Origin of the sequence: Aeromonas sp. V90_14 (assembly GCF_029967615.1) — a bacterium.
GTDB classification, from domain to species: domain Bacteria; phylum Pseudomonadota; class Gammaproteobacteria; order Enterobacterales; family Aeromonadaceae; genus Aeromonas; species Aeromonas hydrophila.
Genome location: NZ_JASCAS010000034.1, coordinates 172,808 through 198,503, shown reverse-complemented (window position 1 = coordinate 198,503; position 25,696 = coordinate 172,808). Strand labels below are relative to the sequence as shown.

General features: G+C 61.5%; 25 protein-coding genes. 7 read left to right on the top strand and 18 right to left on the bottom strand.

Annotation, left to right across the window (positions count from 1 at the left end; genetic code table 11):
- Positions 1–21 precede the first annotated feature (21 nt).
- The 7 genes from QLG02_RS14475 to QLG02_RS14445 all read right to left on the bottom strand — a co-directional run bounded on the left by QLG02_RS14475 (position 22) and on the right by QLG02_RS14445 (position 6,726).
- Complete coding sequence (locus tag QLG02_RS14475) at positions 22–1,041, bottom strand: substrate-binding domain-containing protein (protein WP_282465497.1); 1,020 nt, start codon at positions 1,039–1,041, stop codon at positions 22–24.
- Positions 1,041–1,973 carry a ribokinase gene (rbsK, locus tag QLG02_RS14470; RefSeq protein WP_085734956.1) on the bottom strand — a complete coding sequence of 311 codons (933 nt, stop codon included), beginning with the start codon at positions 1,971–1,973 and terminating at the stop codon, positions 1,041–1,043. The genes QLG02_RS14475 and rbsK overlap by 1 nt, the downstream gene beginning before the upstream one ends.
- Positions 1,974–2,080: 107 nt before the next feature.
- Entirely contained in the window at positions 2,081–2,956 is an 876-nt protein-coding gene (gene rbsB, locus QLG02_RS14465) for a ribose ABC transporter substrate-binding protein RbsB (RefSeq protein ID WP_010634030.1), read from the bottom strand.
- A 21-nt stretch (positions 2,957–2,977) separates the two neighbouring features.
- A complete protein-coding gene (rbsC, locus tag QLG02_RS14460; RefSeq protein WP_011706157.1) occupies positions 2,978–3,943 on the bottom strand; it encodes a ribose ABC transporter permease in 966 nt (321 codons plus the stop codon).
- Entirely contained in the window at positions 3,940–5,472 is a 1,533-nt protein-coding gene (gene rbsA / locus QLG02_RS14455) for a ribose ABC transporter ATP-binding protein RbsA (RefSeq protein WP_282465496.1), read from the bottom strand. The genes rbsC and rbsA overlap by 4 nt, the downstream gene beginning before the upstream one ends.
- 18 nt (positions 5,473–5,490) lie before the next feature.
- Entirely contained in the window at positions 5,491–5,910 is a 420-nt protein-coding gene (gene rbsD / locus QLG02_RS14450; RefSeq protein ID WP_282465495.1) for a D-ribose pyranase, read from the bottom strand.
- 198 nt (positions 5,911–6,108) lie between these two features.
- Positions 6,109–6,726, bottom strand: a complete 618-nt coding sequence (locus tag QLG02_RS14445; protein ID WP_282465494.1) for a glutathione S-transferase family protein — start codon at positions 6,724–6,726, stop codon at positions 6,109–6,111.
- 342 nt (positions 6,727–7,068) lie between these two features.
- Between QLG02_RS14445 and QLG02_RS14440 the strand changes: the two genes are divergently transcribed.
- Together QLG02_RS14440 and QLG02_RS14435 are read left to right on the top strand one after the other, a co-directional pair.
- Complete coding sequence (locus tag QLG02_RS14440) at positions 7,069–7,806, top strand: hypothetical protein (protein WP_282465537.1); 738 nt, start codon at positions 7,069–7,071, stop codon at positions 7,804–7,806.
- A 71-nt stretch (positions 7,807–7,877) separates the two neighbouring features.
- On the top strand, positions 7,878–8,555 hold the full coding sequence (locus QLG02_RS14435) for a DUF2987 domain-containing protein (RefSeq protein WP_282465493.1): 678 nt from the start codon (positions 7,878–7,880) through the stop codon (positions 8,553–8,555).
- Positions 8,556–8,639: 84 nt separating this feature from the next.
- Here the strand turns inward: QLG02_RS14435 and ttcA are convergent, their stop codons facing one another.
- From ttcA to ccoN, 11 genes are all read right to left on the bottom strand, one after another.
- Positions 8,640–9,548: a tRNA 2-thiocytidine(32) synthetase TtcA gene (gene ttcA / locus QLG02_RS14430; RefSeq protein ID WP_011706151.1), complete on the bottom strand. Its 909-nt coding sequence runs from the start codon at positions 9,546–9,548 to the stop codon at positions 8,640–8,642.
- 67 nt (positions 9,549–9,615) lie between these two features.
- Positions 9,616–10,560, bottom strand: a complete 945-nt coding sequence (uspE, locus tag QLG02_RS14425; RefSeq protein ID WP_005300766.1) for a universal stress protein UspE — start codon at positions 10,558–10,560, stop codon at positions 9,616–9,618.
- Positions 10,561–10,694: 134 nt separating this feature from the next.
- Positions 10,695–11,450 (bottom strand): FNR family transcription factor, encoded by a 756-nt coding sequence (locus tag QLG02_RS14420; protein WP_005300768.1) that lies wholly within the window; start codon positions 11,448–11,450, stop codon positions 10,695–10,697.
- 68 nt (positions 11,451–11,518) lie between these two features.
- Positions 11,519–12,205, bottom strand: coding sequence for a sulfite exporter TauE/SafE family protein (locus QLG02_RS14415; protein ID WP_282465492.1), 687 nt, complete (start codon positions 12,203–12,205; stop codon positions 11,519–11,521).
- Positions 12,189–12,380, bottom strand: coding sequence for a cbb3-type cytochrome oxidase assembly protein CcoS (gene ccoS, locus QLG02_RS14410; protein WP_024945238.1), 192 nt, complete (start codon positions 12,378–12,380; stop codon positions 12,189–12,191). The genes QLG02_RS14415 and ccoS overlap by 17 nt, the downstream gene beginning before the upstream one ends.
- A gap of 128 nt (positions 12,381–12,508) precedes the next feature.
- Positions 12,509–14,908: a heavy metal translocating P-type ATPase gene (locus tag QLG02_RS14405; RefSeq protein ID WP_282465491.1), complete on the bottom strand. Its 2,400-nt coding sequence runs from the start codon at positions 14,906–14,908 to the stop codon at positions 12,509–12,511.
- Between the two features lie 92 nt (positions 14,909–15,000).
- Positions 15,001–15,489: a FixH family protein gene (locus QLG02_RS14400; RefSeq protein ID WP_011706148.1), complete on the bottom strand. Its 489-nt coding sequence runs from the start codon at positions 15,487–15,489 to the stop codon at positions 15,001–15,003.
- A gap of 118 nt (positions 15,490–15,607) precedes the next feature.
- A complete protein-coding gene (gene ccoP, locus QLG02_RS14395; RefSeq protein ID WP_011706147.1) occupies positions 15,608–16,597 on the bottom strand; it encodes a cytochrome-c oxidase, cbb3-type subunit III in 990 nt (329 codons plus the stop codon).
- Entirely contained in the window at positions 16,597–16,776 is a 180-nt protein-coding gene (locus QLG02_RS14390; protein ID WP_005300779.1) for a CcoQ/FixQ family Cbb3-type cytochrome c oxidase assembly chaperone, read from the bottom strand. Before QLG02_RS14390 ends, ccoP begins: the two co-directional genes overlap by 1 nt.
- A 12-nt stretch (positions 16,777–16,788) precedes the next feature.
- Positions 16,789–17,403 carry a cytochrome-c oxidase, cbb3-type subunit II gene (gene ccoO / locus QLG02_RS14385; RefSeq protein ID WP_005300783.1) on the bottom strand — a complete coding sequence of 205 codons (615 nt, stop codon included), beginning with the start codon at positions 17,401–17,403 and terminating at the stop codon, positions 16,789–16,791.
- Between the two features lie 16 nt (positions 17,404–17,419).
- Entirely contained in the window at positions 17,420–18,844 is a 1,425-nt protein-coding gene (gene ccoN / locus QLG02_RS14380; protein WP_016350679.1) for a cytochrome-c oxidase, cbb3-type subunit I, read from the bottom strand.
- Between the two features lie 283 nt (positions 18,845–19,127).
- Between ccoN and QLG02_RS14375 the strand changes: the two genes are divergently transcribed.
- The 5 genes from QLG02_RS14375 (at position 19,128) to pepN (ending at position 25,678) form a co-directional block, all read left to right on the top strand.
- Positions 19,128–19,586 carry a hypothetical protein gene (locus tag QLG02_RS14375; protein WP_166464561.1) on the top strand — a complete coding sequence of 153 codons (459 nt, stop codon included), beginning with the start codon at positions 19,128–19,130 and terminating at the stop codon, positions 19,584–19,586.
- A 110-nt stretch (positions 19,587–19,696) separates the two neighbouring features.
- On the top strand, positions 19,697–20,155 hold the full coding sequence (locus QLG02_RS14370; RefSeq protein WP_011706144.1) for a GAF domain-containing protein: 459 nt from the start codon (positions 19,697–19,699) through the stop codon (positions 20,153–20,155).
- A 101-nt stretch (positions 20,156–20,256) separates the two neighbouring features.
- Positions 20,257–20,895 (top strand): RNA chaperone ProQ, encoded by a 639-nt coding sequence (gene proQ, locus QLG02_RS14365; protein ID WP_017410055.1) that lies wholly within the window; start codon positions 20,257–20,259, stop codon positions 20,893–20,895.
- Positions 20,896–20,903: 8 nt separating this feature from the next.
- Positions 20,904–22,919, top strand: a complete 2,016-nt coding sequence (prc, locus tag QLG02_RS14360; RefSeq protein ID WP_016350681.1) for a carboxy terminal-processing peptidase — start codon at positions 20,904–20,906, stop codon at positions 22,917–22,919.
- Positions 22,920–23,053: 134 nt separating this feature from the next.
- On the top strand, positions 23,054–25,678 hold the full coding sequence (pepN, locus tag QLG02_RS14355) for an aminopeptidase N (RefSeq protein WP_282465490.1): 2,625 nt from the start codon (positions 23,054–23,056) through the stop codon (positions 25,676–25,678).
- Positions 25,679–25,696 lie beyond the last annotated feature (18 nt).

The window sequence follows — 25,696 nt, the reverse complement described above, 5'->3', positions numbered from 1 at the left end:
CCCAGGGTCGCCTTGCTGCGTTTAATGCCCGTGAATGTCAGGGGCGGGGGCGCAGGAATCCCTGATCACCAGGTCTGGGTCGACGGTGATCAGATGATCCGCCACCGCCTCGCCATTGATGCGCGCCAGCAGCCGGGTGACGGCGAGGCGACCCAGCTCCTCTTTCGGCTGATTGACGGTGGTGAGCGGCGGCGACATGAATTCGGCCAGCGCCACGTTGTCATAGCCGACGATGGAGAGATCGCGTGGGATCACCAGCCCAGCCTGATGAGCGGCGCTGATGGCCCCCATCGCCATCATGTCGTTGCAGACGAACAGCGCGGTGGGGCGCTCGGGCTGCGCCAGCAGGCGGGTCATCGCCTGGTGGCCGCTGGCACAGTCGAAGTCACCCTCCTGAAGCCACTGTGGGTTGACGGTAAGCCCGGCCTCCTGCATCGCCTGCTCGAAGCCTGCCTGACGCTGGTTGGCGGGGGCGCGGCTGTGGGGGCCGGTGATGCAGCCGATGGCGGTGTGACCCAGCCCCAGCAGGTGGCGGGTCGCCAGGTAGCCGCCGCGATGGGAGTTGTCGGCGATGAGGTCCACGTCGGCACTCTCCATCCCCCAGTCCATCACCACCACCGGCAGGCTCTTGAGCCAGTCGAGCTGGTTGAACACCTCCTGCTGCCCCTCGCTGCACATGATGAGCAGGCCGTCGACCCGCTTGCGCAGCATCATCTTGAGGTAGGAGAGCGCCGTCTCGGCCTGCCCCTCGGTGTTGCCCAGCATCAGGTTGTAGCCCTGCTCGAAGCAGTAACGCTCCACCCCGCGCACCACCTCGGCGAAGAAGGGGTTGCTGGAGGTGGTGACCAGCATGCCGATACTGTTGGTCTCCTTCACCTTGAGGCTGCGGGCCACCAGGCTCGGGGCATAGTTGAGCTCGCGCATGGCGGCGAAGACCCGCTCGCGGGTCTCTTCGGCGACGAAACGGGTCTCGTTGATGACGTGGGAGACGGTGGTGGTCGACACCCCCGCCAGCGCCGCCACCTCCTTGATATTGGCCATCAGTGCCCCTGCGCAGTCTGCTCAAGCAGGAAGGCGTCGACCTCCTGCTTGCTCGGGATGGAGCTTTGGGCACCAAACCGGGTGACGGAGAGCGCCGCGGCGCCGTGGGCAAAGCGCACGGCAGCGTCAAAGTCGGCACCGGCGAGCTCGGCCGCCAGCAAGGCGCCATTGAAGGTATCGCCGGCCGCCGTGGTGTCTACTGCTTTCACCCGAAAACCCGGGATGAGCGCTTGCTGCTGCCCCTTGCTGCAGTAGACTCCTTGTGACCCCAAGGTGATCATCACCTCTCCGATGCCCATCTGGTGGAAGCGGGCAGCCGCCTCGGCTGCGCTCGCCTCGTCGGTGACCTTGACGCCGGTCAGCAGCTCGGCCTCGGTCTGGTTGGGGGTGATGAGGTCGACCAGTGCCAGCAGTTCGCTCGAGAGCGGGCGAGCGGGGGCGGGGTTGAGCACCACCCGGGTGCCGTGGGCGCGGGCCAGGCGGGCGGCTTCCAGCACGCTCTCCAGCGGCACTTCCAGCTGCAGCAGCAGGGTGTGGGCGGCGGCGATCATCGCTTCATGGCTTTTCACCACGGCCGGGGTGAGGGCGCCGTTGGCTTCGGCGGAGATGCCGATGCTGTTCTCCCCCTCATCGCTCACATAGATGATGGCAATCCCGGTCGGGAGCTTGGGGTCGAGCTCGACGGCGCTCACGTCGATACCGTCTTTGGCAAAGCCGGTCTTCATCTGGTGGCCGATGGCGTCATCGCCGATGCGGGCGATAAAGGAGACTTCAGCTCCTAGCCGAGCGGCGGCCACCGCTTGGTTGGCGCCCTTGCCACCGGGCACCACTTGATAGCTGTGGCCGGTCAGGGTTTCACCAGGGCGAGGAAAATGGGGAACGCGCAGCACGTGGTCTGCATTGACACTGCCCAGAACGACGAGACGATTCATGTTGAGTACTCCTGATGCATCTTGGCATGGACACGAAAGCCGGATCCAGGCCGGGAGGCACCGTAAACCTTGAGTGAAAAGGGGGAGGCGAACCTCCCCCCGTCAACTTACTTGCTGACCACTTGCAGCGGAACCGGGATGGATTTTTCCACCGGCTGCCCCTTGAGCACCTTGTCGGCGGTTTCCACGCCGATGGCGCCAATCAGGGCGGGCTGCTGGGCCACGGTGGCGGCCAGTTTACCCTTGGCCACGGCGGCCTTGCCATCGTCGGTGCCGTCGAAGCCGACGATCATCACCTCTTTGCCGGCGGCCTGCACGGCGCGGATGGCACCCAGCGCCATCTCGTCGTTCTGGGCGAACACCGCCTGCACGCTCGGGTGAGCGGCCAGCAGGTTCTCCATGACGTTCAGACCCTTGGTGCGGTCAAAGTCGGCGGGCTGGGAGGCCAGCACTTCCAGCTTGTTGGCGGCCACGGCCAGGGCAAAGCCTTCGCCGCGGTCACGGGCGGCGGAGGTACCGGCGATCCCTTCCAGCTGGATCACCTTGGCACCGGCACCCAGCTTCTGGGTGATGAAATCGCCGGCAAGTTTGCCACCCGCCACGTTGTCGGAGGCGATGTGGGCCTTGACGTCACCCTGCGCCGCGCCGCGGTCCAGGGTCAGCACCGGGATGTTGGCCTTGTTGGCCAGCCGGATGGCGTTGCCCACCGCTTCGGAATCGGTCGGGTTGATCAGGATGGCGTTGACCTTGCGCACGGTGAGATCTTCCATGTTGGAGAGCTCCTTGGCCGGGTCATTCTGGGAGTCCAGCACCACCAGCTCGTAGCCAAGCTCCTTGGCCTTGGCTTCGGCCCCTTCCTTCATGGTGACGAAGAAGGGGTTGTTGAGGGTGGAGACCACCATGGCCAGGGTGTGATCGGCGGCCTGGGCGGTGCCCAGCACGGACATGATGGCGGCAGCGAGCAGGGTATTGAGCTTTTTCATCATTTCATTCCTTGTGTGTGCTTACTTGCTTTTGTTATCGATCATCACGGCGAGCAAAATCACGCTGGCCTTGGCGATCATCTGGTAATAGGACGATACGTCGAGCAGGTTGAGGGCATTGTTGAGGAAGCCGATGATCAGGGCCCCGATCAGGGTACCCATGATGCGGCCCTTGCCCCCCATCAGGCTGGTGCCACCCAGCACCACGGCGGCGATGGCATCCAGCTCGTACCCCATGCCGGCGGTCGGCTGGGCGGAGGAGAGGCGGGAAGTGACGATGAGCCCGGCCAGTGCCGACAGCATGCCGCACAGACCATACACCGCGAGCTTCACCCGGTCCACATTGATGCCGGAGAGGCGGGTGGCCGATTCGTTGCCGCCGAGGGCATAGATGTAGCGACCCAGGCGAGTGTGGTTGAGCATGAACCAGGCCAGCAGGAAGACGATGGCCATCAGCCAGATGGGCACCGGCAGACCGAACAGGTAACCGGTACCCAGCCAGGCGAAGTGATCGGCGCCGTCACTGAAACCGGTGGAGATGGGGCGCCCCTCGGTATAGACCATGGTGACGCCGCGCAGGGCGGTCATGGTGACCAGGGTAGCGATGAAGGCCTGTACCTTGCCCTTGGCAATGATGAGACCGCTGATGCCGCCAAGCAGGGCGCCGGCCCCCAGGGTGAGGGGGATCACCAGGGCAATGGGCAGCTCCATGGCGACCATGGTGGCGGCCAGGGCGCCGCACAGGGCCAATACCGAGCCGACCGACAGATCGATGCCGGCGGTGAGGATGACCAGGGTCATGCCGACCGCCATGATGGCGTTGACCGAGGTCTGACGCAGGATGTTGAGCAGGTTGTCGGCGGTGAAGAAGTTGGGGCTCAGGAAGGAGACCACGCCGATCAGCACCAGCAGCGCGACCAGGGATTTGTTCTCGATCCACCAGGCCTTGCTCATGACGCCGCGGCGGGAAAGGGTTTGGGTTGTCATTGTGCTGCCTCTTGCTCTGCTTGCCACTGTTTACCGACTGCCGCTGCCATCAGCTTCTCCTGATTGGCATCGCGGGTGTTGAATTCTGCGCTGATGCGCCCTTCGTGCATCACCATGATGCGATCACTCATGCCGAGCACTTCCGGCATCTCGGAGGAGACCAGGATGATGCTCATCCCCTCCTTCTTGAACTGGTTGATGAGCTGATAGATCTCCTTCTTGGCGCCGACATCGACGCCGCGGGTCGGCTCATCCAGGATCAGCACCTTGGGCCTTGTCAGCAGTCCCTTGGCGATGGCCACCTTCTGCTGGTTGCCGCCGGAGAGGAGCTTGATCAGCTGATCCTGACTCGGGGTCTTGATGTTGAACAGACGCACATAGTCGCCCACCGCCTGGCGCTCGGCCTGGCCGTCAATCTTGCCGTGGCTGATGAACTCGCCGAGGGCACACAAGCTCATGTTTTCGCGCACCGACAGCTCCAGCACCAGGCCGTCGCCCTTGCGATCCTCGGAGATGTAGGCGATGCCGGCGGCCAGGCCATCGGCCGGGCTCTTGGGGACCAGTGCGTGGCCATCCACGGTAATGTCACCGGCGCTGATGGGGCTGGCACCGTAGATGAGCTTCATCAGCTCGGTACGCCCGGAGCCCATCAGGCCGCTGAAGCCCAGAATTTCACCCTGACGCAGGGAGAAGCTCACCCCGCGCACGCCGGGGCCGGCCAGATCCTTGACCTGCAGGCTGACCGGCCCGAGCTCGCGGGCGAGGCGCGGGTACTGCTCTTCCAGCCGGCGACCCACCATCATCTCGATGATCCTGTCTTCGTCGAGCTCGCTCACCGCCTGCTCGCCGATCCACTTGCCATCGCGCAGCACGGTGACCCGATCACAGATTTCGAAGATCTCCTTCAAGCGATGGGAGATGTAGACGATGCCGCAGCCCTGTTCACGCAGCTCGCGGATAACCACGAACAGCTGCTCGGTCTCGGTGTCGGTGAGGGCATCGGTGGGTTCGTCCATGATGATGACGCTGGCATCAAACGACAGCGCCTTGGCGATCTCCACCATCTGCTGTTCACCGATGGAGAGAGCCCCGAGCCGGGTATCCGGGCCGTGTTTGACGCCAAGTCGCGCCAGCAGGGTGCTTGCCCGTTCGCGCAGTTGTTTGTGGTCGATGCTGCCAAAACGGGTACGAGGTTCGCGGCCGAGGAAGATGTTGGCGGCAATCGACAGCTCAGGCAGCAGGTTCAGCTCCTGGTGGATGATGCTGATCCCCTGATCCTGGGAGTCGCGGGGGCCCTTGAAGTGAACCGGCTGGCCGCGATAGCTGATGCTGCCCGCATCGGCCTGGTAGATGCCGGTCAGCACCTTCATCAGGGTCGACTTGCCGGCGCCGTTTTCGCCGAGCAGGGCCATCACCTGACCCGGATAGACCTTGAGGCCCGCCTCATCGAGGGCACGCACCCCGGGGAAGGTCTTGACGATCCCGGAAAGAGCCAGAATGGGCGAGGGGGGCATATTGGCGTTGCTCATAGCTGCTTCCTTGGGAATTTAAAACGCCACGCCGGCGCAGAGAATGAGATTGGCGTAGGGGGTCACCTCGCCGCTGCGCACGATGGCCTTGCTCTGGCGGGAGCGAGCCTTGAATGCTTCGTGCAGGCAGTACTCGATGGTGATGGGCTTGCCCTGGGCTGCGGCGTGCGCCTCCAGCTGATCCACCAGCGCCTGATGGGCGGCGGGGCTGATCTGCTTAATCTCGCTCGCCATGATCACCTTCTCCACCACCAGGTCGGTGAGCAGGGCGGTCAGCACGGTTTCAAGGCTCGGCGTCCCCGCCATCAGCGCCAGATCGATGCGCTCCGGGCCGGCCGGAATGGGCAGGCCCGCATCGCAGACGGTGATCTCGTCGGTGTGACCCATCCGTGCCACCAGGGCACTCAGGGGAGCATTGAGCAGTACGCCTCGTTTCATACAGCACCTCGGCAGGCTATGCCCGCGTATCTGATGTTAGCTAGGCAACCGGTTACGCAACCGGTTGCGTCATGGGGTGGAAGATAGGCGCTCAGGCGGTTTTGATCCACCAAGAGATGGCAGAAATGTGAAAACGATCTCAATGCGGGGCAAACATAAAGTACAAATGGGGCCAGCAGAGCGCTGGCCCGCAAGGGATTAAACGATCAGCGCCTGTTGTACTGCGGGACGGGCCAGCACCCGCGCCGTGTGGGCGGCCACCCTGGGGAACTCGTCGATGGCGATCCCGTCACTCTTGAGCCAGCTCGCCACCACGAACAGGTAGATGTCGGCCAGGCTGAAACACTCTCCCAGCACCCAGGGACCGGCGAGATAGTGGTTTTCTATTTGGGAGAAGCCATCGCGCATGTTGCGCGGCACCTTGGCCTGCATGGCGGCGATGGCCTGCTCATCATCGGCCCAGCGACTGCCACGGCGACCGTGGGCATGGGAGACGTGCACCGTGGAGGCGAGGAAGCTGTTCACCTCCTGCATGCGGGCCAGCAGGAAGGGATCGTCCAGCGGTGCAAGCCGGGCGTTAGGGAAGCGCTGCGCCACATAGAGCAGCAAGGCCGGGGTTTCGGTCAGCACGCCGCGCTCGGTGACGAGAGCCGGCACCCGGCCTTTGGGATTGATGGCGAGGTAGGCGGCGGAGCGCTGCTCCCCGGCCGTCAGGTCGAGCACCTTGATGTTATGGTGGGCCTTGGCCTCGGTCAGGGCTATGTGCACAGCCATGGCACAGGTGCCAGGGGCGAGATACAGGGTCAAATCAGACATGCAATTCTCCTTGTGAAGCGGTCGCCACCGGGCAGTCCGGATGGGCGAGTAGAAGCGGTGACGGCTTCTGGCATCCTACGCCCATCGCCGCGGCGGGCCAAGGCAGGGAGATCAGCCCCGCGAGGACGCCCGATGGCGGATGCGGATGGGGGCAAGATCCTGGCGTGGATAATCTGTTCCGGATGGACGCGGCGTCGACTGCGATGACGGGCCCTTATGAAATCAAAGACTTTTTGGTCAGCAGATAAGGGGAAAAACGGCTACGCATGCCGGGTCAAATCGCTATAATGTGCTCCCTGAATAGTGGTTTTTCTGATGTTGGATAGTCAATTGAGTAATAAAATGCGGATCGGTGGTTCCCTCGAACAATCCCTGAGTCAGGGATATCGTCTCGACCTCAAGGGGGTATTGCAGGAGAGCTGGCAACAGACGCGGCGCACCGGTTTCGGCCTGTTGCTGGCCATCGTCGGTGTCACGGCCATCTGGATATTGCTGAGCAATACCCTGCTGGCCCCCTACCTCAATCAGGAGGGGGGAATGGACATAGCCCTGGTGCTGAGCCTGCTTATCACCATCATGATGTCACCCATGACCTCGTCCCTCGACATGCTGGGATTGCAGCAGTCGGTCGGTGTGCGTGCCCGCCCGAGCCAGGTATTTGACTTCTTTCGCCACTTCCTGCGTCTGGGCAGCCTGAGTCTGCTGGGCAGCATGCTCACCAGCCTGTTCGGCCCCCTGTTTGAACTGGTGGGTCTGCCGGTGGTGCTGGCCTTCATCCCGTCTGCATTGATCGGCATGGGACTGGTGTTCTCGGTGCCGCTGGTGCTGGAGCGCGGCCTGTCGCCGGTGCAAGCCATTCTGGTGTCGCTCAAGCTGTTTGCCCGTGGCTGGCCCAGCATAGTGCTGCTGCACGGCGTCATGCTGGCGCTGTTTTTCCTGGCGCTGATCCCCATGGGATTGGGCCTTGTCTGGGTGGCCCCCCTCTACTTCAACTGCAAGGGGATCCTCTATCGGGATCTGTGCGGGGTCGCGGTCGAAGTGACCGAGGTGAGCCAGGGCCCCGATCATTTCAACGCCTGACGGCATCCAGGGCGTCAGACAACAGCAACAGATAGCGGCGCGTGCAGATGCGTGATGCAAAAGGATGGCATATGAACAATCGATACGGGATGGCGGCCGCGCTGCTGATGGCGCCCATGCTGGCAGTGGCGCAGCCCTCCCTTGAGCTGCAGTACGGCACCTTCTACAGCCAGATGAAGACCTTCGCCAAAGGGGAGTTTGGTCACGCCAGGCTGGGCTTTTATCTGACCGATCAGCAAAATGGCCGGCGCTGCCTGCTCACCTCGGCTCGGGTCTCGACTCTGGATCGGGACGTGGCGGCCGAGGTGACCATCGACAGCGAATTGCGGCTGCCCTATGACGATGATTTGAATCTCGACAAGGCGACCGTGGTGGTGGGGCTCACCGAGCCCCATGAGGCTTGCGATCTGTCGGTACAGGTGATGGCGGATGTGCCGCCGCCGGCAGACAGTCGGTGGGAGCTCAAGGTGAGCGAGCTGACGGGGCGCCAGCACGACATGCAGAGCCTGCTGGAGAAGCTGGCCGGCATGGTCGGCAAATATTTCCTGCCCGAGATGACGGGGGTGAGGGTCAGCCTGGTGCAGCCAAGCGGTACCGCCTACCTCATCGACGGTGCTCGCCAGCTGCCGCTGCCCTGGCTGGAGGGACAACTGCTGCTGAGCAACGCCCAGCTGGCGGCGTTTGCCGAGGGCAAGCTGCAGCTGCAGGGGGAGATCCTGCGGCTGACGCCCTGGCTGCACAAGGGCTAGCCCATCTTGAGCCGCTACCGAGGGTGGCCGGCATAGAAATGAAAAAGGAGCGCCAGGCGCTCCTTTTTTATGGCTGAAGTGGGCTTAGCGCACCTCAATGACGTCCAGCATGTCCATCTCGTCGATGTCCAGCAGCGGTGCCTTGGGCAGCTCGGGCGGATCAAACGCCTTGTCGCCGCCGTCGATGATGCCGGAGTCGCGGTTGATGCTCTTGAAGTCAAACAGCTTGTGATCGAGCAGGTGGCTCGGGATCACGTCCTGAATGGCGGTGAACATGGTCTCGAGACGACCCGGGAAGCGGCGATCCCACTCCTGCATCATCTGCTTGATGGCCTGGCGCTGCAGGTTCTCCTGAGAGCCGCACAGGTTGCACGGGATGATGGGGAAGGCCTTGACCTCGGCATAGCGCACCAGGTCCTTCTCCTTGCAGTAGGCGAGCGGGCGGATCACCACGTTCTTGCCATCGTCGCTCACCAGCTTGGGCGGCATGGACTTGAGCTTGCCGCCGTAGAACATGTTGAGGAACAGGGTCTCGAGGATGTCATCGCGGTGGTGGCCAAGGGCAATCTTGGTACAGCCCAGCTCCTGGGCGGTGCGGTAGAGAATGCCGCGGCGCAGGCGGGAGCAGAGTGCGCAGGTGGTCTTGCCCTCCGGCACCTTCTCCTTGACGATGGCGTAGGTATCTTCTTCGACGATCTTGAAGTCGATGCCGAGGGTGGTCAGGTATTCGGGCAGCACGTGCTCGGGGAAGCCGGGCTGCTTCTGATCCAGGTTGACCGCCACCAGATCGAAGTGGATGGGGGCACTGGCCTTCAGGCTCATCAGAATGTCGAGCATGGCGAAGCTGTCCTTGCCGCCGGACAGGCACACCATGACCTTGTCACCCTCTTCAATCATGTTGAAGTCGGCGATGGCCTGACCTACGTTGCGCCGCAGGCGCTTCTGCAGTTTGTTGAAACTGTATTTTTCTTTGGCGTTAAGCTCTTCTAGCATGACCTGAAACCCGGGACAAAAATAAGCGGCTTATTATAGCCATGTCCCGGGGGAGGGCAAGAAAGGCTTATGCTGGACGGCGGCTATCGACCGGGCAGCTGTAATCGGCGGGCTTGAGGATCAGCATGTCGCAGGCGAGACGATCCACCACGTGTTCGGCGGTGTTGCCGAGCAGAGCGGCGGAGAGCCCGGTGCGACCGACGCACCCCATGATCATCAGGGTGGCCTGCAGCTCGCCGGCGAGATCGGGCAGCACCTCTTCGGGCAGGCCTTCCGCCACCCGGGTCCAGAGATGGCCGATGCCATATTTGTCGGCGTGGCTCAGCAGCAGGCTCTCGTGGTGTTTGCGAATGGCGTCGTTGTAGGCGTTGGGGTCAAACTCCGGCAGCTCGATGGCCACGTTGACCGGGGTACCCGGGTAGGTGTTGACCAGATAGAGGTTGGAGCCGAGCAGCTCGGCGATGGCGATCCCCTCTTCGGTGATCCGCTCGTTGAGCAGCTTCTGATCCTGATCGTCGCTGGAGCAATTGATGGCGGCGATGATGTTGCCGCCCCGCTGCCAATGTCCCTCTTTCACCAGCAGCACGGGGCAGGGGCACTTGCGCAGCAGATGCCAGTCGGTGGGGGTGAAAATGAAGGTTTGCAGGAAGGAGTGGTGGTGGGTGGCTTTGACCACCAGATCGTGGCGCTGCTCCAGCACTTCCTGAATGATGCATTCGAAGGGACGGTTGTGCCAGACCACCTTGATCTCGCAATCCAGCCCTCGGGCGCGGTAGGGTTTGAGAATGTCGTCGAGCCATTCGCGGCGCTGGGCAATCACCCCGTGGCGCATCTCTTCCCGCTCATCCACCGACAGCATGGCGGTCATTTCATACGAGAAGTCGTAAATGGTGAGCAACAGGGTCAGTTGGGCGCCTTCATCCAGCTCGGCTACCTTGACCGCACGTTCGAGGGCGATTTGCCGCTCTTCTTCCGGGTTGATGACCACCAGAATTTTTCGGTACTTGACCATGTTCTCCTCCTCCTTGGCAAAAATACCAATGATGGCAGACCTTTAGCCATTACAGCTTAGCTCAGGAGGAGAGAGGGGGACGTGTGCCGGATCAAATTTCGGGGTAAACCGATCCGGCACCAGAGAGAGGAAGCTTAACCGCAGGGGGGGCGGGTTGCACCGGCCATGACGCCGAGGGCGACGTGATCCAGTACGGTAATGTACTTGCCCTTGACGCTGATGAGACCGGACTTCTGGAAGCGGCCCAGCAGACGGCTGATGGTCTCGACGGTGAGGCCGAGGTAGTTGCCGATGTCGCCGCGGGTCATGGAGAGGCGGAACTCCTTGGCGGAGAAACCACGCTCGGAGAAGCGCACCGACAGGTTGTGCAGGAAGGCGGCAAGGCGCTCTTCGGCATTTTTCTTGGAGAGCAGCAGGATCATCTCCTGGTCGCCCATGATCTCGTTGCTCATCAGCCGCATGATCTGCTGGCGGAGCTTGGGCATCTTGCCGGAGAGATCGTCGAGCACGTCGAACGGGATCTCGCACACCATGGCGGTTTCCAGCGCCTGGGCGAAGGAGGGGTGAGCCTGTTTGTGGATGGCGTCAAACCCAACCAGATCGCCAGCCAGGTGGAAGGCCGTGATCTGCTCGTCACCCTGCTCGGTAATGGTGTATGACTTGATGGTCCCGGAACGGATGGCGTAGAGCGATTTGAGCTCATCGCCGGCCTTGAACAACTCTTCACCCTTCTGGATCGGCTTCTTGCGCTCGATGATGCTGTCCAGCTGATCGAGCTCGTTGTCGTTCAGAGTGAAGGGAATGCAGAGCTGGCTGATGCTGCAATCCTGGCAATGAATTGCACAGCCACCGCTCTGAATACGTCTGCCAGGTTTCTTTTCCGGGATCATAGGCTCATACGAATAATTGATTTATATCAAACAAGTTTACCATCAACTCATCCGTTTTGGATAGGGTTTCAAAAGGACGCAATCCCGATCCAGAGGGTATGCAGCCCGTATGCGATGAGCAGCAGTGCCCCACCAAGGCGCAAACTGCGCAGGGTCAGCCAGTAGCGCAGCCGATCCGCCAGCCCCCCCAGCGCAAACAGGGTCGGCAGGGTGCCGAGGCCGAAAAAGAGCATGACCAGCGCTCCACCGCCGGCGGATCCCGCCGCTGCGCTCCAGGTCAGCATGGAGTAGACCAGCCCGCAGGGGAGCCAACCCCAGACCATGCCAAACGGCAGTGCCTGCCAGGTCGAGGTGAAGGGGATGAACTTGCCCGCCAGCGGCTTGAGGAGGGGCCACAACCTGGCGCCAATGCGCTCGAGCAGCAACACCCCCTGCCACCAGCCGGCGAGATAGAGCCCGAGGGCAATCATCAGGAAGGCCGCCACCAGCCGCAGACCGGCGATGGCGTGCTTGCCCGCGCCGAGTTCACTGGTAGTGGCCAGCAGCCCCCCGACCAAGGCACCGGCAATCACATAGCTGAGGATCCGGCCGAGGTTGTAGTTGAGCAGGTAACCGAGCCGACCCCAGAAGTGCTGCTTCTCGGCAGGAATGGCCATGGAGAGGGCGGCTGAGACGCCGCCGCACATGCCGATGCAGTGGCCGGCACCGGCCAGCCCAACCAGCAAAGCGCCCAGCAGATCAAGGGTGGCCGTCATCTTTGTGCTCGTGTTCGACGTGTTTGGGGGCGGGTTGCTCTTCGTCGAACAGGATATTGGAACCCTGGCGGTCGAGATCTTCAAACTGCTCGGAGCGAATGGCCCAGAAGAAGACGGCGCCGGCGATGATGACGAAGAGGATGGCGATGGGGATGAGGACGAAGATGATGTTCATGCAGCAAACCTTGCAATGAAAGGGGTCATGGTACACCACGTTGGTGGCCGCAGACCCGTCGATTCGATGGTGAAGGGAGCCTGACCGGAGCCAGCTCCCTTTACCCTGCCTGTCCCTGTGGCCACGGCTCAGCGGTTGAGCCGCATGGAGTTGGTGACCACGATGAGGGAGCTGAGCGACATGCCCGCCGCCGCCACGTAGGGGGGCAGCCAGCCGCTCGCCGCCAATGGCAGCACCAGCAGGTTGTAGCCGATGGACCAGGCGAAGTTCTCCTTGATGATCTTGCGGGTGCGCAGTGCCAGGGCGCGGGCATCCAGCAGGCGGGAGAGATCGTCGGCCAGCAAGATGGCGTCGGCGCTGTTCTTGGCCAGATCGGTGCCGCCGGCCATGGCGAAGGAGGCGTGGGCGCCGGCCAGCACAGGGGCGTCGTTGATGCCATCACCCACCATGATGCTGATGTCGCTGCGGGCCTCGTGCTCCTTGAGGTAGGCCAGCTTTCCATCCGGCGTGACGCCCTTGACCAGTTCGTCGACCCCCAGCTCGCGGGCCACCTCGTCGGCCTGGGCCGAGCTGTCGCCGGTGAGGATGGTGGTCTTGAGGCCAGCAGCCTTGAAGGCCTGGATCAGCGCCTTCGCATCGGGGCGCAGGGTGTCGGTCAGCAGGAAACGGGTGAGCGCCTGATCCTCGTCAGCCAGATAGATGACCAGCCCGTCCGCTTGCGCTGCGTGGGTATCGTTGATGCCGAGCCAGCGGGCACTGCCGAGGCGATAGTGGCGACCGTCGATCACCCCCTCGATACCGTGTCCGATGACGGGGGTCACCTTGCTGGCCGCCAGCAGCACGGCGTCCTCTGCGGCGTTGCTGCGAAAGGCGCGGGCGATGGGGTGTTCGGAATAGGCCTCCAGGGCGCGGGCGATGGCAAGGCAGCGAGCCTCGTCGAGATTGCCCAGGGCCTTCGTGCTGGTGAGGCTGATGTTGCCCGTGGTCAGGGTGCCGGTTTTGTCCATCACGATGCGGTTGGCCCGGGTCAGCACGTCCAGCACGTGGCCGCGGCGCAGCAGGACGCCGGCACGGGTCAGGCGGGCGGTGGCCGAGGTGAGCGCGGTGGGGGTGGCCAGCGACAGGGCGCAGGGGCAGGTCGCCACCAGCACCGCCAGGGTGACCCAGAAGGCCTGCTCCGGCTGATGGAAGTGCCAGAAAGTCCAGACGCCGGCGGCGATGAACAGCAGCACCAGAATGAAGTGGCGGGAGAGTACGTCTGCCATCTGGGCGATGGCCGGTTTGTCGTCCAGCGCGTGATCCTGCAGCCGCATGATCTGGGCCAGGCGCGACTCTTCGATGCGATGGCTGACCCTGATTTCGAGGGGGGCGTCGGTGTTGATGGTGCCGGCGTAGACGGCATCCCCCGCCTGTTTGAGCAGTGGCAACTGTTCGCCGGTCAGCATGGATTCGTTGAGGCTGGCCTGCCCAAGCAGTATGGTGCCATCCGCCGGCAGGGTGGCACCCGCCAGTACCCGCACCCGGTCGCCCACCTGCAGCGTCTTGGCGGCCACCTCGTGTTCGCCATCCTCATCGAGTCGGGTGGCCATGATGGGTACCAGCCGCGCTAGGTTGGAGCTCGACTCGGAGGCCTTGCGTCTGGCCCGCAGCTCGAGGAAGCGCCCCAGCAGCAGGAAGAAGACGAACATGGTGATGGAGTCGTAATAGACCTCACCGGTATTGAACACGGTGGCCCACATGGAGGCGACGAAGGCACCGATCAGCGCCAGCGACACCGACACGTCCATGGAGAGGTGCCCCTGCTTGAGGCTGCGCCAGGCGCCCACGTAGAAGGGCTGGGCCGAGTAGATCATGATGGGGGTGGAGAGCAGCAGACTTATCCACTTGAAGTAGACCATGAACTCCTCTTCGACACTGATGAAGAGGTCCATGTAGAGCGCCACCGCGCACATCATCACCTGCATGGAACCGAGCCCCGCCAGTGCCAGCCGGAACATGTAGCTGCGCACCTCTTTGGCGTAGAGCGCCTCCTGCTGGTGAGTCTGGAAGGGGTAGGCGCGATAGCCGATCTTGGCAAAACCCTTGAGGATATCGCTCAACGAGAGCCGGTCCGGATCCCACTTGATGCGGGCCCGGTGGGTGGTGGTGTTGACGTTGATGTAGTGCAGCCCGGCTAGGTTGCCCAGATGGCGTTCGATGAGCCAGGCACAGGCGGCGCAGGTCAAACCTTCCACCGTCAGCTGGATCTCGCGCACCTTGTGGCTGCCGGTGGCGCTGTCGGTGACAAAATCCTGCTGCACTTCGGCCAGATCGTAGTGGGTGAGGGCGGCGAGCTCTGCGGGTACCAGCTCGCCCTTGGTGCCGGGAGCGGTGCGGTGCTCGTAGTAGCTGGCCAGGCCGCACTCCAGAATGGTTTCCGCCACCGCCTGACAACCGGGGCAGCACATGGGCTGGACTATGCCTTTTATCTCGAGGGCATAGCGGCTGCCGGCGGGCACCGGCTCACCACAGTGAAAGCAGCCGCTCATGACAGCTGGCCGCAGGCTACCCGGCCTGTCGGCAAAAACAGTGAAGCGCCGGTTGCTGCTGGCGTGTCATGGTGAACAGGACGACTCATGACTCAGCGTCCTTTGGGATCGAGTTCGACGGGGGCCTTGGTGGGGAGCTGGACAGTCTCTTGCAGCCGCCATTCGTGGTTGAAGGCATCCACCCGCACGTGCCATTTGCCGGTGAGCGGCTTGTCGAGCAGCAGGCGATAGACGCCGTTGCCGTCGGCGGTCACCATGTGCTCGCTGTCCATGCCGGCGAGAGTGGGGTGAAACAGGGAGAGGTAGAGCGCCTGGCCGGCCGGGATATCCCCCGACAGCGGCTTGAGGGTCAGCTCGTTGCCGTTGACCTCCAGCGCGATGTGGATGTTGAGGGCTTCGGAGCGATCAAACTTGCTGAGATCCTGATTAATCTCCTTGCCTTGCTTGTAATAGTCTTCGGCCACCAGGTTGACGCCATCCTTGCTGGCGATGATCGCCGTGCTGATGCTGCCGATCACGGCTGCGGTCGGGAGGGCGATGATGAACCAGGGCCAGAATTGGCGATACCAGGGTTGGGACATAGTGCTACTACCGTGAAACCAGTGATTAACGAAACAGAGGAATTTCAGTCAACACAAGATAACAAAAAGCCTCGAAGAGTCGAGGCTTTTTGCTGAGTAATCACGTGTTTATCACATGTTACTGCTTATTTTGCTGGTCGTTGTGGGACAAGCTGTAAACGTAGGAGGCGAGCAGGTGCACCTTGTCTTCACCCAGAATATCCTTCCAGGCCGGCATCACGCCGTGACGACCGTGGGTGATGGTCTGCTCGACCACCTGACGGGAACCGCCGTAGAGCCAGGTGTTGTTGGTGAGATCCGGTGCCCCGAAGGCGATGCCGCCCTTGGCGTCCGGACCGTGACAGGCGGCGCAGATGGTAAAGCGCGCTTCACCCTTCTTGGCTTCCACCATGTCCACCTTGCGACCGGAGAGGCTCAGCACGTAGGAGGCCACTTCCTTGACCCCGTCCTTGCCGAGGATCTCGCCCCAGGCTGCCATCACGCCCTGACGACCGCCCATGATGGTGGTCTTGATCTGGTCGGGCGCGCCGCCCCATTGCCATTCGCTGTCGGTCAGGTTCGGGAAACCGCGACCACCGCGGGCGTCGGAGCCGTGGCACTGGGAGCAGTTCTGCAGGAACAGACGCTGACCCACCTTGCGGGCTTCCGGATCGGCGGCGATCTCTTCGATGGCGCGATAGGTCTTGCCATCGGCCTGATAGGCCAGCTCGCGGAACTTGGCGCCGTAGATCTCGTCGGCCTTGATGAGCTCGCGATCGTACTCCACCGCGCGCCCTTCAGCCTTGGCGGAGGCCGCCGCAGCCTTGGACTCGGCCAGCGAGCGTACGTCCTGGTTGGAGCTCTGCCAGCCCAGTACGCCCTTGAAGTTGCCAAGGCCCGGGAAGGCAATCAGATAGACCAGACCGGTGACGATGAAGAAGAGGAACATGTAGGTCCACCACTTCGGCAGCGGGTTGTTGATCTCTTCGATGCCGTCGAAGGCGTGTCCCATGGACTTGCCCTCTTCCACCCCCATCTTGTCGCGCAGGCACCAGACCAGCAGCAAGAAGCAGCCGAGGATGGTCCCCAGACTGATGACGGTGACAAAAATGCTAAACAAAGTGCTCATTATTGTTTCGCTCCTGCGTTCTTGTTATCAGCACTGGGTTGCTCGTCGTCGGCAAAAACCAGATTGGCAGCCTCGTCGAAGGAGGTCTTGCGGCGCTTGCTGTAGGCCCAGACGATGATGCCGATCATGATGGCCATCAACAGCAGGGTATACAGGCCGCGAAATGTGCCGTAATCCATATCCTGACTCCTTTATTTCAGGGCATGACCCAGTGATTGCAGATAGGCTACCAGCGCATCCAGCTCGGTCTTGCCCTTCACGGCCTCACCGGCACCCTGAATGTCGGCATCCGTGTAGGGTACGCCGAAGTGATCGCGGAACAGGGCCAGCTTCTTGCCAGTCAGTTCACCGGTCAGCACGTTGGTGTCGAGCCAGGGGAAGGCGGGCATGTTGGACTCGGGTACCACGTCGCGCGGGTTGATCAGGTGGGCACGATGCCAGTCGTCGGAATAACGACCGCCGACCCGGGCCAGATCCGGACCGGTACGCTTGGAGCCCCACAGGAAGGGGTGCTCCCACACGCTCTCACCGGCGACCGAGTAGTGGCCGTAACGCTCGGTTTCGGCGCGGAACGGACGGATCATCTGGCTGTGGCAGACGGTGCAGCCTTCGCGGATGAAGATGTCGCGCCCTTCCATCTGCAGAGCGGTATAGGGCTTGAGGCCCTCGACCGGCTCAGTGGTCTGCTTCTGGAAGAACAGCGGGGTGATTTCGACCAGGCCCCCCAGGCTGATGGCAAAGATGATGCCGACCACCAGCATGGGAACGCTCTTTTCAAAGATCTCGTGACGGTTATTGTTGCTCATGCTTTGACCTCTTCAATCATGCTGGCTGTGCGACAGGTTCCAGGGAACCTTTGGGCGCAGTGATGGTGCGATAGGCGTTGTAGGCCATCAGCAACATGCCGGTGACAAAGAAGCAGCCACCCAGGAAGCGCACGAAGTAGAAGGGATAAGAGGCCTGCAGCGCTTCTACGAAGCTGTAGGTCAGGGTGCCGTCGTCGTTGACCGCACGCCACATCAGACCCTGCATCACCCCGGAAATCCACATGGCGACGATGTAGAGCACGGTGCCCACGGTGGCCAGCCAGAAGTGGACGTTGATGAGCTTGATGCTGTACATGCGGCCCTGGCCGAACAAGTTCGGGATCAGGTGGTACACGGCACCGATGGAGACCATGGCAACCCAGCCCAGTGCGCCGGAGTGGACGTGACCGATGGTCCAGTCGGTGTAGTGGGAGAGGGCGTTGACGGTCTTGATCGCCATCATCGGGCCTTCGAAGGTGGACATGCCGTAGAACGACAGGGACACGATCAGGAAGCGCAGGATGGGGTCGTAACGCAGTTTGTGCCAGGCACCGGAGAGGGTCATGATGCCGTTGATCATGCCGCCCCAGGAGGGCACGAACAGGATCAGGGACATCACCATGCCGAGAGACTGGGCCCAGTCAGGCAGCGCGGTATAGTGCAGGTGGTGCGGACCGGCCCAGATGTAGAGGGAGATCAGCGCCCAGAAGTGAACGATGGAGAGACGGTAGGAGTAGACCGGACGACCCGCCTGCTTGGGCACGAAGTAATACATCATGCCGAGGAAGCCGGCGGTCAGCAGGAAGCCTACCGCGTTGTGGCCATACCACCACTGCACCATGGCATCCATGGCGCCGGAGTACATGGAGTAGGACTTCATGCCGGAAAGCGGCACTTCCATGTTGTTGACGATGTGCAGCACGGCCACCGTGATGATGAAGGCACCGAAGAACCAGTTCGCCACATAGATGTGGGAGGTGGTGCGCTTGACCAGGGTGCCGAAGAAGACCACGGCATAGGCGACCCAGACGATGGTGATGGCGATATCAATCGGCCATTCCAGCTCTGCGTACTCCTTGGAGGTGGTGTATCCCAGCGGCAGCGAGATGGCGGCCGAGAGGATGATCGCCTGCCAGCCCCAGAACACGAAGGAGGCAAGCTTGCCGCCGAACAGTCGGGTTTGACAGGTGCGTTGCACCACATAGAAGGAGGTCGCCATCAGGGCGCTACAGCCAAACGCGAAGATGACGGCGTTGGTGTGCAGAGGGCGAAGGCGACTGTAAGTCAGCCAGGGAGTATCAAAGTTGAGGGCAGGCCAGATCAACTGGGCTGCGATCAGTACGCCAACCGACATGCCGACAATTCCCCAGACAATCGTCATGATGGTGAACTGGCGAACAACGGTGTAGTTGTACTCAGGATGGTTAGTTGTATGGCTCATCGTTGTATTCCGCTTCCGATGCTGCTGTTGTTTGATTTTGTGTCCAGTGACGTGGACCGACTTCATTGGCTACTGCCTTTTCTCTTGTTAACAACTGTTAATAAAAGGAAAAGCAAAAAGTAGCTAAATGAAAATTCAATGGGAATGATACTGAACTGACAGGTAAAATAACAGTATAAACAGTGATATATTTGGCTCCGTTGGGTCTCGCCTGTTCAATTATTTACCTTGCGCGAGATCACGAAAATGTCATTTTTCAGACATCTTACAAGGCTGTTTTTTCATGAAAGAGAGACTCACTTCACGCAAAATTGTCCATTTGGCGATCGTATTGGCCATTTTGCTCGGATTGGTTGCCTATCGAACCTGGTTCGGCAACGTGCAGACCGCGGTGGCGGGATCAGAAAAAGATCAGATTTGTGATCTGTCCCACACCAGCTGCGACACCCGGCTGGGTGACAAGCCGTTGACCGTGCGTGTTGCCTCGCTGCCGGTGCAGGCCGAACGTGACTTTGTGATACAGCTTCAGGGCGGCGATCCGGCCGTGACGCCGGTGAAGGCGTGGCTGGAGGGACGGGACATGTTCATGGGGACCATTCCGGTCAACTTTGAGACCACCGAGCAGGGCTGGCAGGGGACTACCCTGGTGGGATCCTGCACCTCGCCGCTGATGGTCTGGCTGCTCAATATCGAGTGGAGCAATGGCCAGCGCCAGCAACTGGCGCTCTCCGTTGCCCGCTAAATGCCTCGCCCGATTGAAGAAAGGATGGGGGGGGAGGTGAAAATTGATTTGAATTTTTCAGGCGGGGCGTTACCTTGCACTGATTGTCAGGGAGTGAAGTTCATTTAATCATGATTGAAAAACAAGCATTTTATCGCACCCTCAACCAGCAAGCCCAGGCATTGCTGGAAGGGGAGCCGGATCTCATCGCCAACCTGGCCAACCTGTCTGCGCTGCTCAACCAGGAGCTGGCCGACATCAACTGGGTCGGCTTTTACCTGTTGCAGGGCGAGACCCTGGTGCTCGGCCCGTTCCAGGGCAAGCCGGCCTGCGTGCGCATTCCGGTCGGGCGCGGGGTATGTGGTACGGCGGTGGCCGAGGGCAAGACCCAGCTCATCGACGACGTGCACCAGTTTGAAGGTCACATCGCCTGCGACGGTGCCAGCAATGCCGAAATCGTGATCCCGCTGCGGCGTGGTGGCGAGATCATTGGCGTACTGGATATCGATAGTCCAATCTTTAACCGCTTTGATGCGCAAGACCGGATTGGACTGGAAGAAACGGTGCAAATTTTGGAAAGCATGCTCTAAGTCATTGCTTGATGGTTCGCAAAAGGCCCCAAGCTCTCTATAATGGGGCCTTTGTTGTGCTCGGGTGTGCCCGCGCGTTTATATGAAAGCCAAGGTTATACATGGAAAACACTGAGAAGCTGAAGAACAGTAAAGAGATCGTTGCCTACCTGGTCGAGAAATTCCCGGCCTGCTTCATTGCTGAAGGAGAGGCCAAGCCGCTCAAGATTGGCATCTTCCAGGATTTGGCCGAGCGTCTTGCTGACGACGCCAGAGTCTCCAAGACCATGCTGCGTTCTGCTCTGCGTCAATACACCTCCAGCTGGCGTTACCTGCATGGCCTCAAGGCCGGCCAGGCCCGTGTCGATCTGGACGGCAATCCGGGCGAGCTGCTCACCGAAGAGCACATCGAGCACGCCAAGCAAGCCCTCAAAGAGAGCAAAGAGCGTGTCTTTGCCAGCCGTCGTACCAACACCAAGGAAGAGAAGGCCAAGCAGCCACGTCGTCCTGCTCCGCGCAAGGCCGATGCTGCCGCCAAATCCGACAAGCCGAAAGCCGCTCCCAAGGCTGCTCCCGCTGCTGTCGAAGCACCGCTGGTCAAAGTGGATGCCGCTACCCTGAAAGTGGATCAGGGCGTCCGGGTTGTGCTGGGCAAGTCTCCGGTGCCGGCCACCATCAAGGAAGTGACCAAGGATGACGTTCAGGTTCAATTGCAGACCGGCATGATGCTGCGGGTCAAATTCGAGCACCTGGTTCTCTAAGGAGACAAATGTTGAAGCATGGCGTAATTCGTTTTTCCCTCGTTGCCTGTAGCCTGGCGCTTGCCGGGCTTGCACAGGCCATCGAGCCGGTGCTCAAGGAAAGTGATTTGCCTGTGTTGGCTCAGGAGAGCCAACATGCTACGGCCAGCAAGCGAATTGCCAATCTGTTTACCCGCTCGCATTACAAGCAGTTCAAGCTGGACGATGCCTTTTCCTCCGTGATCTTTGACAAGTATCTGGAGAATCTGGACTACAGCCGCAACCTGTTTCTGGCCTCTGATATCAGCCGCTTTGAAAAGTACCGTACCGGTTTTGACACCGACCTCGAAAGAGGGCGGCTGGCACCGGCTTACGAGATGTTCAATCTGAGTCAGCAGCGGCGTTATGAGCGGTTCGAATACGCCCTCAAACTGCTCGATACTCCTTTCGATTTTACCCAGCCCGACAACTACATCTTTGATCGGGAAGGGGCGGCCTGGCCGAAAGACGAAGCCGAACTCAATGAGTTGTGGCGCCAGCGGGTCAAGTTCGATGCCCTGAGCCTCAAGCTCAGCGGCAAGGAGTGGCCCGAGATCAAGGAACTGCTTGGCAAGCGTTACAACAACGCCATCAAGCGGATGTCCCAGACCGAGAGCGAGGACGTGTTCCAGCTCTTCATGAACTCCTTCGCTCGCGCCATCGAACCGCATACCAGCTATCTGTCTCCGCGCAGCGCCGATCGTTTCAACACCGAGATGAACCTCTCGCTGGAGGGGATTGGTGCCGTGTTGCAGGCCGAGGATGACTTCACCGTCATTCGCTCCCTGGTGCCCGGTGGTCCGGCTGCCAAGTCCAATCACCTCAAGCCTGATGACAAGATCGTCGGGGTAGGGCAGGACGATGGCAAGATTGTCGATGTGATCGGCTGGCGTCTCGATGACGTGGTCGAGCTCATCAAGGGACCAAAAGGCAGCAAGGTGAAGCTGGAGATCCAGCGCGGCAAGGGCGCCGCTGCCAAGACCGAGCAGATCGAGCTGGTGCGCGACAAGGTGCGCCTGGAAGACCGAGCCGCCAAGTCCAAGGTGATCACCGCCGAAGGCAAGAAGATCGGGGTGCTCGAGATCCCGAGTTTCTACGTCAACCTGCACGATGACGTGATCAAGGAGCTCTCCAGCCTCAACAAGCAGAAGATCGATGGTCTCATCGTCGATCTGCGTGGCAACGGCGGCGGCGCCCTGACCGAAGCCTCTGCCCTGAGCGGCCTGTTCTTCGCCAGCGGTCCCGTGGTGCAGATCCGGGATCACATGGGCCGCATCACCGTCAACGGTGATGACGACGGCAACGTCTACTACGGTGGTCCCATGTCGGTGATGATCGACCGCTACAGCGCCTCGGCCTCCGAGATCTTTGCCGCCGCCATGCAGGATTACGGCCGCGCCCTGATCCTCGGCGAGAACTCGTTCGGCAAGGGTACGGTGCAGCAGCATCGCAGCCTCGCCAAGGTGTACGACTTCTACGAGCAGCCGCTCGGTCACGTGCAGTACACCATCGCCAAGTTCTACCGGATCAACGGTGGCAGCACCCAGAACAAGGGCGTCGCTCCGGACATCAGCTTCCCGACTGCGGTGGCGCCGGAAGAGACGGGCGAGAGCCGCGAGTTCAATGCCTTGCCGTGGGACAAGATTGCATCGGCCAAGTACGACAAGCTCGGCAACTTCGCCAGCCTGCTGCCCAAGCTGCAGTCTGCCCACGAGGCACGGATCAACAAGGATCCGGAGTTTGCCTACGTGATGCAGGACATTGCCGACTACAAGGAGGAGAAAGACAAGAAGTCGGTCTCCCTCAACGAGGCGGAGCGTCTGGCGGATCAGGCCAAGCAGGATGAGAAGGCTCTCAAGCGCACCAACGAGCGTCTTGCCCGTCTCGGCAAGCCGGCGGTGAAGAGTCTGGATGAACTGCCTGCCGATTTCGAGGCGCCCGACGAGTATCTGGTCGAGGCTGCCAACATCACGGCGGATCTGGCCAAGCTCAGCAAACGCAGCTGATCATCGGCGAGTCAATTAATCAACAAGGGCGACTGAGGTCGCCCTTTCTTTTGCCTGAATGCAAACTATTTGACCCTGCCAACCGGTTGTGACAGCCTCTGACACGTCAATTACAAGCGTGGAAGCAAACAATAATGACCGATCACTCCCAGGCCATGACGGCCAAATATCGCCAGGATTACCGGGCTCCGCTCTACTGGATCGACAGCATCGATCTCGACTTTCAACTGCAGGAGCCGCTGACCCAGGTGACCGCCATCTCCCGTCTGCGACGCAATGGCGAGCACAATGAACCGCTGGTGCTGGATGGGGAGGGGCTCTCCCTGCACAGCGTCAGCGTGGACGGATTGCCCTTCACCCAGTACGAGCAGGGCGAGAGCAGCCTGACCCTGTTCAACCTGCCGGCCGAGTGTGTGCTGACCATCGTGACCCTGCTGGATCCGGCCGCCAACACCGCGCTGGAAGGGCTCTACAAGTCCGGCGACGCCTACTGCACCCAGTGTGAGGCGGAAGGGTTCCGGCGCATCACCTATTACCTGGACCGGCCCGACATTCTGGCCCGTTACAGCACCCGCATCACCGCCGACAAATCCCAGTTCCCTTTCCTGCTCTCCAACGGCAACAAGGTCGACAGCGGCGATCTGGGTGACGGCCGCCACTTCGTGCAGTGGCAGGATCCCTTCCCCAAGCCGAGCTACCTGTTTGCCTTGGTGGCCGGTGACTTCGATGTGGAGCGGGGTAGCTACGCTACCCGTAGCGGCCGCAAAGTGGCCCTCGAGATCTTCGTCGACAAGGGCAACCTGGACCGCGCCGGTTTCGCCATGGAGAGCCTCATCAACTCCATGCGCTGGGACGAACAGCGCTTCGGCCTCGAGTACGACCTCGACATCTATATGATCGTGGCGGTGGACTTCTTCAACATGGGCGCCATGGAGAACAAGGGGCTCAACATCTTCAACTCCAAGTTCGTGCTGGCCAATCCGGCTACCGCTACCGACAGCGACTACCACGGCATCGAGCGGGTGATCGGCCACGAATACTTCCACAACTGGACCGGCAACCGCGTCACCTGTCGCGACTGGTTCCAGCTCAGCCTGAAAGAGGGGCTGACGGTGTTCCGGGATCAGGAGTTCTCCTCCGATCTGGGCTCGCGCGGGGTCAATCGCATCAATAACGTGCGCACCGTGCGCGGCCCGCAGTTTGCCGAAGATGCCGGCCCCATGGCACACCCGATCCGCCCGGATGTGGTGATCGAGATGAACAACTTCTACACCCTGACCGTCTACGAGAAGGGCTCGGAAGTGATCCGCATGCTGCACACCCTGCTGGGTGAGGCTGCCTTCCAGGCAGGCATGCGCCTCTATTTCGAGCGCTTTGACGGTCAGGCCGTCACCTGTGATGATTTCGTGCAGGCAATGGAAGATGCCTCCGGGGTCGATCTCGGCCGCTTCCGTCGCTGGTACAGCCAGTCCGGTACCCCTGAGCTCACCGTGACCGACGAGTACGATGCCGAAAGCGGCGTCTATCGTCTGCACGTGAGCCAGCACACCCCGCCGACCCAGGATCAGCCGCAAAAACTGCCGCTGCATATTCCGCTCGACATCGAACTCTATGATGCGCAAGGGGCCGTCATCCCGCTGCAGTATCAGGGCAAGGCCATCGGCAACGTGCTCGACGTGCTGGAAGCAGAGCAGACCTTCGTCTTCGATCGGGTGGCGGTCAAGCCGGTGCCTTCCCTGCTGCGGGACTTCTCCGCGCCGGTGAAGCTGCATTTTGACTACAGCGACGAGGCCCTGGCCTTCCTGATGCGCCATGCCCGCAACGAGTTTGCTCGCTGGGATGCGGCGCAGATGCTGATCAACAAGGCGGTCATCGATGGCGTGGCCCGAGTGCAGCACGGGCAGGGGGTTGAGCTCTCCCAGACCCTGCTGGCGGCCTTTGTTGCCATTCTGGACGATGGCGAGCTGGACCCGGCCCTCAAGGCGGAGATCCTGGCGCTGCCGGGTGAGGCGACCCTGGCCGAGCTGTTCGAGGTGGCTGACATCGATGCCATCCATCAGGTTCGCAACGAGATCCACACCTCGCTGGCTCACGCCTTCGGTGCCCGTCTGACAAGCAGCTACGAAGCGTTGCGCCTGCCGGCGTATCAGGTGGTGCACGCCGACATGGCCAAACGGGCGCTCAAGGGGGTCGTGCTGGGCTATCTGGCGGCGCTCGACGCCGGCAGTGCCGATCTGCTGGTACGCCAGCAATATGCCACCGCCGACAACATGACCGACACCCTGGCGGCGCTGCAGGTGGCCAACAGCCATCTGCTGCCGTGCCGCTCCGAGCTGCTGGCCGACTTCGAAGGCAAGTGGGCCAAGGATGGTCTGGTGCTGGACAACTGGCTGCGGCTGGTGGGCTCCAAGCCGGCGGAAGACGTGCTGGAGGAGGTGAAGCAGGCGATGGCGCATCCCACCTTCAGCATCCGCAACCCGAACCGGCTGCGGGCGCTGGTGGCCAGTTTTGCCATGAACAACCAGGTGCAGTTCCATGCGCGCGATGGTCGCGGCTACCGCTTCCTGACCGATCTCTTGATCGAGCTCAACGAGGTCAACCCGCAGGTGGCCTCCCGCCTCATCACCCCGCTCATCCAGTTCAAGCGGCTCGATGAGGGGCGCAAGGCGCTGATCCGCACCGAGCTGACCCGTCTGGCCAACCTCGAGGGGCTGGCACGGGATCTGTTCGAGAAGGTGAGCAAGGCACTGCAGCAGTAAACCCGACGGGGTGGGGGA

What these genes read in the sequence shown, in the direction of transcription:
- rbsB (WP_010634030.1), bottom strand. Translation starts at nt 2,956, where the DNA reads ATGAAAAAGCTCAATACCCTGCTCGCTGCCGCCATCATGTCCGTGCTG.
- rbsD (WP_282465495.1), bottom strand. Translation starts at nt 5,910, where the DNA reads ATGAAACGAGGCGTACTGCTCAATGCTCCCCTGAGTGCCCTGGTGGCA.
- ccoO (WP_005300783.1), bottom strand. Translation starts at nt 17,403, where the DNA reads ATGAGCAACAATAACCGTCACGAGATCTTTGAAAAGAGCGTTCCCATG.
- QLG02_RS14370 (WP_011706144.1), top strand. Translation starts at nt 19,697, where the DNA reads ATGATTGAAAAACAAGCATTTTATCGCACCCTCAACCAGCAAGCCCAG.
- uspE (WP_005300766.1), bottom strand. Translation starts at nt 10,560, where the DNA reads ATGGTCAAGTACCGAAAAATTCTGGTGGTCATCAACCCGGAAGAAGAG.
- rbsA (WP_282465496.1), bottom strand. Translation starts at nt 5,472, where the DNA reads ATGAGCAACGCCAATATGCCCCCCTCGCCCATTCTGGCTCTTTCCGGG.
- QLG02_RS14420 (WP_005300768.1), bottom strand. Translation starts at nt 11,450, where the DNA reads ATGATCCCGGAAAAGAAACCTGGCAGACGTATTCAGAGCGGTGGCTGT.
- ttcA (WP_011706151.1), bottom strand. Translation starts at nt 9,548, where the DNA reads ATGCTAGAAGAGCTTAACGCCAAAGAAAAATACAGTTTCAACAAACTG.
- QLG02_RS14475 (WP_282465497.1), bottom strand. Translation starts at nt 1,041, where the DNA reads ATGGCCAATATCAAGGAGGTGGCGGCGCTGGCGGGGGTGTCGACCACC.
- QLG02_RS14415 (WP_282465492.1), bottom strand. Translation starts at nt 12,205, where the DNA reads ATGACGGCCACCCTTGATCTGCTGGGCGCTTTGCTGGTTGGGCTGGCC.
- ccoP (WP_011706147.1), bottom strand. Translation starts at nt 16,597, where the DNA reads ATGAGCACTTTGTTTAGCATTTTTGTCACCGTCATCAGTCTGGGGACC.
- rbsC (WP_011706157.1), bottom strand. Translation starts at nt 3,943, where the DNA reads ATGACAACCCAAACCCTTTCCCGCCGCGGCGTCATGAGCAAGGCCTGG.
- ccoS (WP_024945238.1), bottom strand. Translation starts at nt 12,380, where the DNA reads ATGAACATCATCTTCGTCCTCATCCCCATCGCCATCCTCTTCGTCATC.
- QLG02_RS14400 (WP_011706148.1), bottom strand. Translation starts at nt 15,489, where the DNA reads ATGTCCCAACCCTGGTATCGCCAATTCTGGCCCTGGTTCATCATCGCC.
- prc (WP_016350681.1), top strand. Translation starts at nt 20,904, where the DNA reads ATGTTGAAGCATGGCGTAATTCGTTTTTCCCTCGTTGCCTGTAGCCTG.
- QLG02_RS14405 (WP_282465491.1), bottom strand. Translation starts at nt 14,908, where the DNA reads ATGAGCGGCTGCTTTCACTGTGGTGAGCCGGTGCCCGCCGGCAGCCGC.
- QLG02_RS14435 (WP_282465493.1), top strand. Translation starts at nt 7,878, where the DNA reads ATGAACAATCGATACGGGATGGCGGCCGCGCTGCTGATGGCGCCCATG.
- proQ (WP_017410055.1), top strand. Translation starts at nt 20,257, where the DNA reads ATGGAAAACACTGAGAAGCTGAAGAACAGTAAAGAGATCGTTGCCTAC.
- QLG02_RS14440 (WP_282465537.1), top strand. Translation starts at nt 7,069, where the DNA reads ATGCGGATCGGTGGTTCCCTCGAACAATCCCTGAGTCAGGGATATCGT.
- pepN (WP_282465490.1), top strand. Translation starts at nt 23,054, where the DNA reads ATGACCGATCACTCCCAGGCCATGACGGCCAAATATCGCCAGGATTAC.
- rbsK (WP_085734956.1), bottom strand. Translation starts at nt 1,973, where the DNA reads ATGAATCGTCTCGTCGTTCTGGGCAGTGTCAATGCAGACCACGTGCTG.
- QLG02_RS14375 (WP_166464561.1), top strand. Translation starts at nt 19,128, where the DNA reads ATGAAAGAGAGACTCACTTCACGCAAAATTGTCCATTTGGCGATCGTA.
- QLG02_RS14445 (WP_282465494.1), bottom strand. Translation starts at nt 6,726, where the DNA reads ATGTCTGATTTGACCCTGTATCTCGCCCCTGGCACCTGTGCCATGGCT.
- ccoN (WP_016350679.1), bottom strand. Translation starts at nt 18,844, where the DNA reads ATGAGCCATACAACTAACCATCCTGAGTACAACTACACCGTTGTTCGC.
- QLG02_RS14390 (WP_005300779.1), bottom strand. Translation starts at nt 16,776, where the DNA reads ATGGATTACGGCACATTTCGCGGCCTGTATACCCTGCTGTTGATGGCC.